Source organism: Sphingomonas sp. ACRSK (assembly GCF_022346685.1).
In the GTDB taxonomy this organism is placed as follows: domain Bacteria; phylum Pseudomonadota; class Alphaproteobacteria; order Sphingomonadales; family Sphingomonadaceae; genus Sphingomonas; species Sphingomonas molluscorum.
Genome location: NZ_JAKRNR010000005.1, coordinates 144066 through 155261, shown reverse-complemented (window position 1 = coordinate 155261; position 11196 = coordinate 144066). Strand labels below are relative to the sequence as shown.

The following is an 11196-nucleotide window of genomic DNA, read 5'->3' as shown; positions in this document are numbered from 1 at the left end:
TCGACGACAGGTGCGACTGCTCGACGGTTCTGATGATCTCGAGCTTCTCGGATGCGGGATATCTCATTCGTCGTTGCCCCCATCCGCGACCATGCTTTTTTTGAGCAGACGGTTTTCCAGTGTCAGATCGGCCACGCATTCCTTCAGGGCCCGGGCTTCGCGGCGCAGGTCCTGGACCTCTCCGGTGGTCGCGGCACGGGCGGTGTCGCCGGCCAGGCGGCGCTTGCCAGCTTCCATGAACTCCTTCGACCAGGTGTAATACAGGCTCTGGGCAATGCCTTCCTTGCGGCATAGCTCGGCGATGCTGTCTTCCCCGCGCAGGCCATCCAGCACGATGCGGATCTTGTCCTCGGCCGAAAAGTGGCGCCGGGTCTGTCGGCGGATGTCCTTCACTACCCGCTCTGCTGGGGCCTTGGCGGGCGATTTTACATTGGAGGATCTGGGCTTCATCTTCGTTCCTTCGTCACTACGACGAAGCCCAGATCCTCCTTAAATCACAACCTCAAATCTGTGCCATTGGTGCTGACGGCGGACACGATCGTATATCAGCTTGCATGGCACTCCGAGCGAAGCCAGATCGTCCATTCCGTCCTTCGCACCGGCTAGCAGAGGATGCCGACGAGCGCCGAAGACTGCTCTTCCATAGAGCCAATCGACCCGGTCCCACGGCCACCTCCAACGGGATGGCGCATCAGGGAAGTTCGCCAGAAGCGCTTTGGCCTGACACACCTGCGCGTCGAGATTTGGGAAGCGGTCCGACCTTGAACGTGCGATGGCAATATCAATGTCGCCGACCGCAGCTTCCTCTCTCATCAAACTTCCGAACAGCCAAACTTCGTCTACCCTGCTGATGGCTTCCGGATCGTGATTAAGCTGATCTACCCGTTCAAGAAATTCATCGAGCACCCTCTTCGCCTTTTCCAGCGGAGTCCGTGCTACCATCTTCGATCTGACGAGCGTCAGTCCAGCTTCGGTAACTTCCCCGGAGGCGCGATCGATCAAACCACGATCGAGGCACTCCTCATAAACGATCGCGCCGTCCCTTCGGTGAGGAAAGACGCTTTTGAGATCAATCAAGCGGGCTGGGCTTTCCGTCCGAAGGTAGCCTGCCAAAGCGTTCTTGAAGGTCGACGTTCGGTAGCCTGCGATCCGCCGGTCGCGATCAAATGAGATGCCCATTCAATGCTCTTGATCACCAGTGTGTCGTCCGTGATTGCCACAACGCAGGGCCACTGTCTTCCCTTGTTTAGCGGCCCCCTTTGCGACGATTGACACAAATTCTCCAGTGATTTGAGTGCCCATCTTTGGCCTCTGTGCGGCACCACCTTCCTAGAGGCACTTCCAGCAGGATAACGGCGGCGACTGAGGCGAAAGCGTCTTGGTGAGCGGTGTACGTGGAGCCTGCTTGGGACACTTCCTGTAGGAAGATCGACCCACGCTCTTCCTCTTTCAGCAGCTGGCGTTGAGTTTCTCGTAGTGAGAACCGTTAGCGGTCATGCGTCGGACCGGCTCAGGTCGAGCGCTTCTTGCGACTGGCGGACTGGCGCTGCGGTTTCCGGGCGAAGCGCTGCTGCCGTGCGATCGAGGGAGAGGGGCCGCGTCGTGCGGCGAGGCGCGATCTTGGGCGAGCGCCCCCCGGAAGCGATCTTCCGGGGGGCGGCCGTCGTCTGGGTTACATCCGCACGGACACACCGGCGACGAGCTGGCGACCGAGCAGGTCGTAGCCCATGATCGTGTTGCCGCGCAGCAGGCCGATCCGCGAGCGGCTGTCGGGCACGATCGGCGGATCCTTGTCGAAGATGTTGTTGGCCGCGAGGCGGAGCGTCATCTGCTTGCTGATGTCGAAGCTGAACGCCAGGTCGAACCAGTTGTAGGCGTCGATACCCGGATACTGGTCGCGACGCGCGCTCGCCGGCTGCTCCGGAATGCCGGTGTCGGCGGGCGCATAGACGTCGAGCGGCATGGCGCCGCGATGACGCCAGTTCAGCGAGACGCTGGCGGTGCGATCCGGCGACGTCCAGGTGGTGCGGAACTGGTGCGCCCACTTCGGCATGCTCTCGCCGCACAGGTTGCCCCAATAGCCGGTGCAATCGCGCGGTTCGACGGTCGGCGACGACTGGGAGCCGACGAGCGTCATCAGCGTGCCGTTGAAGCTCAAGTCCAGCCGCCCGGCAGTCCCCAGGCTCAGGTCGTACTGCCCCTGGAAATCCCAGCCATGCGACTGCGACCGGTAGCCGTTCGCTGCACCGCGCGCGACCCAGCCGGTCGACGGGCTGGTGGCCGGCGAGCTCGACAGCGTGCCGTCCGGATTGCGCACGACGCCGCGGCAGAAATAGTCGTTGCCGGTGGTGAGGCACTCGGCGAGCAGGTTCTGCGGCTGCAGGAAATCGAGCTGATCCTTGAGGTCGATCAGCCAGCGATCGATCGACACCGTGAGGCCCGGCAGGAAGCGCGGGCGCAGCACCACACCAAAGGTCGTGGTGTAGGCGGTCTCCGGCGTGAGGTTGAAGCCACCCTCCCGCACGGTGCAGCGATCGTCCGGGCAGATCAGCGTCGCGCTGCCGTAGAGATTGTCGGCAAGGCCGGTGTTGCGGCACTGCTCGATCGTCGCGGACGGTGCCAGGCGCGGGCCGTTCGGGTTCGCCGGATTGACGCGCGGCGCGCACGGATCGGCGTAGAAGCCCTGGTTCCAGAAGACGTTGGCCGCGCCCGCTGCCGCGCCCACGCCCGGCGCTGCCTGCGACTTGTTGTAGGACGCGCGCAGCGTGATGTCGCTGATCGGCGACCAGATGCCTTCGACCTTCCAGGTGCCGAAGCTGCCGTCGAGGCGGTTGTACTTCGACTGGCGATAGCCGGCGTTGAGCTGGAGCAGCTCGGTCCAGGACTGGTGCTCGACGAGCGGCGCCTGGATTTCGACGTTGCCCTCCAGGATGTTCTGGGTGACGCGCTGGTTCTCGCCGTAGCCGTTGTTCTGCTGGAAGATCTCGTTGACGGTCGTGCGTTCCATCTCCTCGCGGTATTCGGCGCCGATCGCGATCGCGATGCCCTGTTCGGCAAACGGCGAGGTGACGCCGTACTTGCCGAGGTCGCCGGTGACGGTGCCGACGAACTGCAGCAGGCGCGGGACGCGCGTCAGGATGCCGCCGGTCGCGCCGCCGAAGAGATACTCGTTGGTCGCCATGTCGGTGTTGAACGGCGCAAACGCGTTGAAGGGGACGCAGTTCGGGTCCGTGCCGTCGACCACCGAGCGGCAGGTCGGCGTGCCGTTCACGTTCACGACGTCGAGCGAGCGGTTGATGTTCGCATATTGCGCGAAGGGCACGTCGATCGTCTTGAGCTTCGCGCGCGAGATCATGCCGGCCACGTCATAGGACCAGACGTCGTCGAACACGCGCCCGCGCAGGCCGGCGACGATGCGATAGCCTTCGTTGGTGAACTCCTGCTCCACCAGCGGCAGGCCGTCGAAGCGGTAGCGCACGTCGATCGGCGCGTACTGGCCCGCGACGCCAGCGTTCTCGCCGCACAGCACCTGTGCCTGCGAGCCCGACAGGAAGGGGTTGTCACAGTTCACCCGGAACGGATCGGTGCCATAGGCACCGAAGTTGAAGGTGCGGTTGAGCTGCGTGTTGTACGACTTGTCGCGATAGTAGAGCACGGTGCTGTAGAGCTCGACGTGGTCGGTGATCTGCGCCGTGAGGAAGCCGCCGGCGTTGATGCGGTCAAACGGACGCTGGAAGGCCCAGTCGTCATAGGGGTTGGCCGAGCTGCCGGCCGGACCGCTGTTGATCGGGATGAAGGTGCCGTTGCCGTTCGGGTTGTTGACCAGGATCTGGCCGGCGTTCGGACCGGCCTGCGGGATGATGGTGCCGGCGGGGGTGAAGCTGGCGCGCGAGCAGGAGAGCTGCGCGTCGTTGGTCGGCATCACCACTTCGCACTGGCTGAACGAGCGGTCGCGCAGCCGTACCAGTTCCGACTGGCGATAGTCGACGAAGCCGGTGATGTTGACGCGGTTGTCGAACAGGTTGGCGCCTGCCGAAAGGTTGATCTCGGCGCGGCCGCCATCGTTGGTCATGCCGGTCACGCCGTTGAAGCCGGCGCGCTCGGCCGCGTCCGTCACGGCATTGGCGCGATTGTGGTGGTTGAAGAAGCTGTAGTTGGCATCGAGGCGGACGCCTTCGAAGTTCTTCTTGAGGATGAAGTTGACGACGCCCGACACCGCGTCCGAGCCGTAGACCGACGAGGCGCCGCCGGTGAGCACGTCGATGCGCTCGACCAGCGCGGTCGGGATGATGCCGACGTCGATCGTGTTGGCGAGGCCGACACGCATGCCGTCGATCAGGGTCAGGGTGCGCTCATAGCCGAGGCTGCGCAGCTTGATGCGCTGGCGCCCTTCGGAGTCGCTGAAGTTCTGCTCGGAGTTCACCTGCACCTGCGGCAGGCGGTTGAGCACTTCCTCGATCGTGGTCGCACCCTGGGCCGCAATTTCTGCCGCAGTGGTGGTGACGATCGGGGCTGCCGAGTGGTTGTTCGGGCGCTGGATGCGCGTGCCGGTGACGATCACGTTGCCGCTCTCGTCACTGCTGGCAGTGTCGTCGCGAGCACTGTCCGCGGCCAGCTTGGCGGAGGCGACCGGGTCGCCGATCGAAACCGGCGCGTCCTGCGTCGCGGCGTCGGTGGTGTCGGCAAGGACCTGCGCGGAAGCAGGCATGGAAACCAGCGCGGCCACGCAGCAACTTGTGGCCAGCAATCCCTTGAACAGCATTGTCTTCCCCCGTTTCAGTCCTGGTCGTCGGCCGCACGTGCATGCCGCACGTGCGATCAGTTCCCCGGCACGCGTTCTGCGCGCCGCGTCCTGCCGGCTGTGAATCGTGCCCCCGAGCACCAGTGTTACGATGCTGTCACAAAGGTTTCATCTAGACAATACCGATCGTGACGATTGGTATTATTGTACTATGCAGTTCTTTTACGGGCCCGGTGCTTGAGAAACGGGAGGGCTCCTCCTGCTGGGGCAGAAAGGGATGGCGGGAGGGCGCCGACGTTGGTCGCTTGCGGACGCAAAAAATCGAAGCGGTCCTACATGTACCGAGCAATGTTTTCCGGTGAAATGAGAGCGGCGGCGAGACCAAAGAGGGCTGGTTCGGAAGCTGTGGTCCGACTTTGCGGCAGCCGGAGCGCAGCGCTGTGATACCAGCGGCATGAACTTCCACGGCGAAGCGGCGCGCCATCTGCCGAAAACGGGATGGCGACGCTTCGAAGCCAAGAACAGGCGTCGACGGGACTGGAGCTGGCTGTCAGCAGGCGTCTGTGCGGCGGACGGAAGTCGGCCTTTCGCCAGACGCGGAAGCTTAGTCCTCTTCGGCTTCCTGGTCGACCGCGTCCATGAAGTCGCGTGCGGCTTCGCGGTCCGCCTCATCCTCGAAGGCGTCAAGGTCGGGCGCGATTCCCAGCATGTACATCAGGCACCACAGCGCGAAGCGGCGACCGCTGTCCTTTTCCAGGCCGAATTCGAGCCGCAGCCGATCGGCGCCGTCGGCGATTTGACCCGGCGAGAGGGCGGCGATGTCGGCCGAGCCGAAGAAGCGGATGAGGAGCTGGTCGAAATCCATGGTCGAGCCTTAGCCGAAGCTTCGCTCCGGCCCAAGTCGCAGCGGGCAACAAGGGGTCGTGCGACCGGCTTCTCTTCGTACAAGCGGCATGATAGCGATACCAAATGCGGATGCGACGCCGGTGAGAAGGTCGTGCCGTGGCTTGAGGGAGAAGATGTTGTGGTGCGTGCAGGGATGATGGTGACTCGGCGAAGCCTGATGGGCGGCGCCGCCTGCGTCGGGGCCCTGGCACTCGGCTCGCTTCCGGGGCCGGTGCATGCCGAGGCGCGCAGTGCCCAGGCGGGCCAGGGCGCGTTTCCGCTGATCGCGGGTGGGGTGCCGGCCGCCGTGGTGATCGATGCCCAGGCAGACTCCGCCGTCGGCCACGCCGCCCGAAGCTTCGCTGCCGACCTGGAGCGGGTGAGCGGCAATCGCGCGCGGCTGATCGAAGGCGACATGGCCGGCCTGCGCGGCCTGGCGGTGCTGATCGGGGTGCTCGGCCAGAGCCCGATGCTCGACGCGCTTGCGGCCGCGGGCAAGATCGACGCGGCGGACCTGCGCGGCGAGTGGGAGGCGTTTCGCCAGATCGTGGTGGACGACCCGCTGCCAGGCGTTCCGCGCGCTCTGGTCGTCGTTGGTTCCGACCGGCGGGGGGCGGCGTTCGGGACCTATGACCTGTGCGAACGGATCGGCGTGTCGCCCTGGCATTGGTTCGCCGACGTGCCGGTGCGGCGCCGGCGCGAGGTCTCCATTCCCGCAGGCGCGCGGCGCGACCAGCCCAAGGTGCGCTATCGCGGCTTCTTCATCAACGACGAGGCACCGGCACTCAGCGGCTGGGCGGCCAAGAAGTTCGGCGGCGTCAATTCGAAGATGTACGCGCACGTCTTCGAGCTGCTGCTGCGCATGAAGGGCAATTACCTGTGGCCCGCCATGTGGGCGCCGCGGGCGTTTGCGGCCGATGATCCCCAGAACATGGTGCTGGCCGATGCGATGGGCGTGGTGATGGGCAATTCCCACCACGAGCCGATGCTGCGCGCCCATGACGAATGGCACCGCAACAAGGAGCAGGGCGTCACCGGCGGCGCCTGGGACTATACCAAGAATACCGAGAACCTGCGTCGCTTCTGGCGGGGCGGCATCGAGCGGATGATGTCGAAGGGCGACGGCCGCGGCTATGAATCGGTCGTGACGGTCGGCATGCGCGGCGACGGCGACGAGGCGATGGGCGAGGGGACGGCCATCCCGCTGCTGGAGCGGGTCGTGACGGACCAGCGTGCGATCATCGCCGAGGTGACGGGCAAGCCCGCCAGCGAAACGCCGCAGGTGTGGGCGCTCTACAAGGAAGTGCAGGACTATTACGACCACGGCATGAAGGTGCCGGACGACGTCACCCTGCTGTTCTCCGACGACAATTGGGGGCAGATCCGCAGGCTTCCCGATGTGGGCGCAGCGCCGCGACGCGGTGGATACGGCATCTATTACCACTATGACTATGTGGGCGGTCCGCGGAACTACAAGTGGATCAACACCAGCCAGATCGAGAAGGTCTGGCAGCAGATGGATCTCGCCTATCGGCGCGACGTGCGGACGATGTGGATCGTCAACGTCGGCGACATCAAGCCGATGGAATATCCGCTGAGCTTCTTCCTGGACATGGCGTGGGACCCGGAGGCGATGACGCCCGCGGCGCTCGCTGCCTATCCCGAGGACTGGGCGACGGCGACGTTCGGGGCCACGCATGGGCCGGCGATCGGCGACCTGCTCACCCGCTACAGCAAATATGCCGCGCGGCGGAAACCCGAGCTGATCGATCCGCACAGCTTCCCGCTCGGCGGCATCACCCCGCAAGGGCTGGACGGCGGCGAGTTCGGCACGATCGTTGCGGAATGGGATGCGCTGGAAGCGCGCATGCTCGATACGCGATCGCAACTGGGCGCGGAGCAGCTGGACGCCTATTACCAGATCGTCGAGTTCCCGATCGCGGCGATGGCGAACCTCTATCGCCTCTATTATGCCGCGGCGTGGAACAAGCTGCTGGCGTCCAAGAACGACGCGCGGGCCAATTACTTCGCCGACCAGGTCGAGGCGACGTTCCGCCGCGACGGTGCGCTCACCCAACGCTATCACAGCATCAACGGCGGCAAGTGGGACGGCATGATGGCCCAGATCCACATGAGCTATGTGATCTGGAACGACCCCACGCAGCAGACCATGCCGAGCATCACGCGGGTCGCTGCCGATACGCCGAACGACCGGCGCCGGCCGCAGCCGCGCTTCGTGGCGCCGGGGGGCGCGCCCGAAGGCGTGATCGCGATCGAGGCGCCGGCGTTCAGCCGCGCGCGGGACGGCAAGGGGATGCGCTGGACGGTGATCCCGAACCTGGGCCGTACGGCGGGTGCCTTGGTTGCGCTTCCCCAAGGGCAGGCGGCGACCACCCAACAGGATGGCGTCAGCCTAGAATATGACGTGACGGTGGAGAAGGGCGGGCCGGCGCAGGTGACGCTCTTCCTTGCGCCCACGCTCGACACGAGCGGCGGCAGTGGCGTCCGGATCGGCGTGTCGCTGGACGGCGCCGCGGTGCAGGTGCTGCAGGCGCGGCTGGAGGCGACGGGCGGTCCGGAGGATACGCCGGGCAAGGAGCGCTGGGCGCAGGCCGTGCGCGACAATGCGGTCCGGCTGTCCGCGGACCTGGGGCCGGTCTCTCCGGGCCGGCACGTCGTACGGGTCTGGCGGATCGACGACAATGTCGTGCTCCAGAAGCTGGTGCTGAGCACCGTGCCGGTGCCACCGAGCTATCTGGGTCCTGTTCCGGTGCGGGCGCATGGCGGTGGCGGAAACGACAGCCTGCCGGCACCCGGCGCGTCGGGAAGACGGCGGCGGCGCCGGGCCTAGGTTGGGGAGGGTGGGCGGTGGGGAAGCCGCCCGCCGTCAGGCGATCTCCCGCAGGGTTGCGAGCGCGTGGGCGGTGGCGTCGTCCAGCGTCTCGCATACGGCGACACCGGGAAGGTCGCCGGTCCATAGCTCGGCGAAGCCGCGAACCTTGCCATAGCTGTTGTCAAGGACCGCGTGGGGAATGCCCATCAGCACACTGAGGATGTGGCCGTGCAGCCGGTCGGTCACCACCGCGTCGCCCGAGCCGAGCAGCGCGCGGCCGCGCTCCAGCTCCGAGCGCGCGCGGGCGCGGAAGCGGCGATAGTCGGGCTCCCCACCGGCAAGCATCCGTGCGGTGCGGCCGAGCCGCGCGACGGCGCGATCCCAGCGGCTGGGCGCGCGGGTGCCGTGGATCCAGTCGACGAGCAGCGTGTCGCGGGGCAGTTCCGGCACGCCGCGCCCGGCGCTGCGCTCCTGGTCGGTCCGCAAGAGGTAGACAATGTCGTGGACCGGAAGCGCCGGGCGCGAGAGGCTGCCCAGGCAAAAGGCCATGTCCGGGCAGAGTTCGGCGGGGCAGCCGAGTTCGGCCTCCGCAAAGGCGAGGCTGGCGCGATCGCGCACCAGGAGGGTGAAGTTGCCGTGCGCGGCGATCGCCTCCCGCGTCAGGCGCACCTGCTCGGGGTCGGCGAAGTGGATCGTCTGCGGTAGCTGGACGATCGGCCGGCCGGGCAGAGCGGCCAGGAGCATGCGGCGGAACTGCTGGAAACGTGGCCACAGGTCCCCGAAGTTGCCGCCGCCGCTCAGGAACACCGGCCCTTCCGGTACGCGGCGGAGCAGCGCGTCGAGATCGAAAGCGTGGATGGTGCTCACATAGCCGGGCGGCTGCGCGGCCGCGCGATCAAAAAAGGCGAGTTCCCCCAGCCAGATCAGGCTGTCGCCCACGTTGGAATAATCCGGAAAGTCCAGCAGCGCGTAGCCGCCCGACAGGTCGGCGAGCGGGGTGACGGTGTGCCGCACCCGCTCTGCCAATTCCTCCACCCGCTCGAACATCGCATCCATGGGCACAGGTGGTCGCAGGCTGGCCGGAACAGGCAAGATGGCCGCACCGTTATGGTCCGGTCCCTGCGCGGGCCCTCTGTGAGGGCGTGCGGATTGCTTCCATCCCGGAGGCGCTTGCCTCGCCGACCGCTCCCGTGGATAGGCGGATCGGCCGCGCCGGCGCCCTCAAGAAGACGCTGCCCATCATGCCCGACCTGCCCCAGCCGATCCCCGCCGCGACGCTGATCGTGATGCGCGACGCACCGGGCGCGCCGGAGCTGCTGATGGTGGAGCGGGCCGCGCAGATGGCGTTTGCGGGCGGTGCGCTGGTCTTCCCCGGCGGCCGCATCGACCCAGGCGACGTGGCGCTGGCGAGCGAGCTTGGCGATCCGGCGCTGGCGGCGAAGGCGGCGGCAATCCGCGAGACGATCGAGGAGGTCGGGCTGGCGGTAGGGCTGGAGCCACAGCCGGGCGCGGGCGACCTCCAGGCGATGCGGGCGCGGCTGCATGCGGGCGAGCCGCTGTCCGCGGTGCTGGGACGCCATCGCATCGCACCGGAGCGGCTGGTGCCCTTTGCGCGCTGGCAGCCGGAGCGGCTGGTCGCGCGGCTGTTCGACACGCACTTCTTCCTAGCAGCGGCGCCCGAAGATGCGCCGACACCCGTGGAAGACGGGACCGAGACGGCGCGCGCCTTCTGGGCGAGCGCCGCGCAGGTATTGGCGGATGCGGAGGCAGGCCGCGCGCACCTGATCTTTCCGACGCGGCGGGTGCTCGAGCGGTTGGCGATGCTGGGGAGCTTCGCGGCGGCGGCGGCGCATGCGGCCGCCTATCCGGTGCGCACCATCACCCCCTGGATCGAGCGGCGCGACGGCGTCGACCAGCTCTGCATTCCCGACGACCTCGGCTATCCCGTCACCGCCGAGCCGCTGGCCAAAGCGCAGCGCCGGTGAACCGCGTGCGCCAGGCGACGCGGGCGATCCTCTGGGGGCTGGTGCTGCTCGCGATCGGCTTTGCGCTCTATGCGCTGGTCCGCAACCGTCCGCAGGACCTGCCGTGGCGGCCGCTCGACCTGAGCGAGCCGGTAGGGATGTTCACCGGGCGCAAGCTGGCCGGGCTTGCGGACGATTTTCCCAAGTGCCGACAGCTTCTGGAGCAGGCGGGCGTGCACTATCTGCCGCTCGCGCCGCTGGTGTCGGGCCAGTGCGGCTATGCCGACGGCGCGCGGCTGACGGCGGGAGGCGCGCGCGCGATCCGCTTTGCGCCGCGCGACTTGGGCACGTCCTGCCCGGTCGCGGCCGCGCTTGCGATGTGGGAGTGGCAGGTGGTGCAGCCTGCCGCGCGCCGGCACTTCGACAGCGCGGTCGTGCGCATCGAGCATTTCGGAAGCTACAACTGCCGGCGCATGTACGGCCGATCGAGCGGGGATTGGAGCGAGCATGCCGCGGCCAACGCGCTGGACGTCGCCGGCTTCGTGCTGGCGAACGGCAAACGGGTGACGGTGGTCGGCGACTGGAAGGGCGACGGGGAGCGCGCCGCCTTCCTGCGCGAGGTGCGGGATGGCGCCTGCGACCTGTTCTCGACCGTGCTGTCGCCCGACTACAACGCCGCGCACCGCGATCACCTCCACCTGGACCAGGCGCGGCGGGGGGCGATGGGATGGCGGGCGTGCCGGTAAAATCTTGCCGCGCGACGCCGAGGGGAG

General features: G+C 67.0%; 7 protein-coding genes and 1 pseudogene. 3 read left to right on the top strand and 5 right to left on the bottom strand.

The features are described from left to right. From MHZ35_RS04630 to MHZ35_RS04615, 4 genes and pseudogenes are all read right to left on the bottom strand, one after another. A pseudogene (locus MHZ35_RS04630) lies at positions 1-450 on the bottom strand (transposase); the annotation flags it as partial. 39 nt (positions 451-489) lie between these two features. Continuing rightward, a complete protein-coding gene (locus MHZ35_RS04625; protein WP_239434579.1) occupies positions 490-1179 on the bottom strand; it encodes a hypothetical protein in 690 nt (229 codons plus the stop codon). 493 nt (positions 1180-1672) lie between these two features. Beyond that, positions 1673-4708 (bottom strand): TonB-dependent receptor domain-containing protein, encoded by a 3036-nt coding sequence (locus tag MHZ35_RS04620; protein WP_239434578.1) that lies wholly within the window; start codon positions 4706-4708, stop codon positions 1673-1675. Between the two features lie 637 nt (positions 4709-5345). Then, a complete protein-coding gene (locus tag MHZ35_RS04615) occupies positions 5346-5606 on the bottom strand; it encodes a hypothetical protein (protein ID WP_125959875.1) in 261 nt (86 codons plus the stop codon). Between the two features lie 177 nt (positions 5607-5783). Here MHZ35_RS04615 and MHZ35_RS04610 point away from each other — a divergent pair, with 177 nt between their 5' ends. Beyond that, entirely contained in the window at positions 5784-8477 is a 2694-nt protein-coding gene (locus MHZ35_RS04610; protein ID WP_239434577.1) for a glycosyl hydrolase 115 family protein, read from the top strand. A gap of 36 nt (positions 8478-8513) precedes the next feature. On the opposite strand, the gene MHZ35_RS04605 is transcribed toward MHZ35_RS04610, so the two are convergent. Next, positions 8514-9515, bottom strand: coding sequence for a polysaccharide pyruvyl transferase family protein (locus MHZ35_RS04605; protein WP_239434576.1), 1002 nt, complete (start codon positions 9513-9515; stop codon positions 8514-8516). A 185-nt stretch (positions 9516-9700) separates the two neighbouring features. Here MHZ35_RS04605 and MHZ35_RS04600 point away from each other — a divergent pair, with 185 nt between their 5' ends. After that, the gene (locus tag MHZ35_RS04600; RefSeq protein ID WP_239434583.1) at positions 9701-10444 is read left to right on the top strand and encodes an NUDIX hydrolase; all 744 of its coding nucleotides are present in this window, start codon (positions 9701-9703) and stop codon (positions 10442-10444) included. Continuing rightward, the gene (locus MHZ35_RS04595; protein WP_446741010.1) at positions 10441-11169 is read left to right on the top strand and encodes an extensin-like domain-containing protein; all 729 of its coding nucleotides are present in this window, start codon (positions 10441-10443) and stop codon (positions 11167-11169) included. Before MHZ35_RS04600 ends, MHZ35_RS04595 begins: the two co-directional genes overlap by 4 nt. Positions 11170-11196: the final 27 nt, after the last annotated feature.

Excerpts from the sequence above, each read along its gene's own strand:
- MHZ35_RS04625 (WP_239434579.1), bottom strand. The coding sequence starts at position 1,179 with ATGGGCATCTCATTTGATCGCGACCGGCGGATCGCAGGCTACCGAACG.
- MHZ35_RS04620 (WP_239434578.1), bottom strand. The coding sequence starts at position 4,708 with ATGCCTGCTTCCGCGCAGGTCCTTGCCGACACCACCGACGCCGCGACG.
- MHZ35_RS04615 (WP_125959875.1), bottom strand. The coding sequence starts at position 5,606 with ATGGATTTCGACCAGCTCCTCATCCGCTTCTTCGGCTCGGCCGACATC.
- MHZ35_RS04610 (WP_239434577.1), top strand. The coding sequence starts at position 5,784 with ATGGTGACTCGGCGAAGCCTGATGGGCGGCGCCGCCTGCGTCGGGGCC.
- MHZ35_RS04605 (WP_239434576.1), bottom strand. The coding sequence starts at position 9,515 with ATGGATGCGATGTTCGAGCGGGTGGAGGAATTGGCAGAGCGGGTGCGG.
- MHZ35_RS04600 (WP_239434583.1), top strand. The coding sequence starts at position 9,701 with ATGCCCGACCTGCCCCAGCCGATCCCCGCCGCGACGCTGATCGTGATG.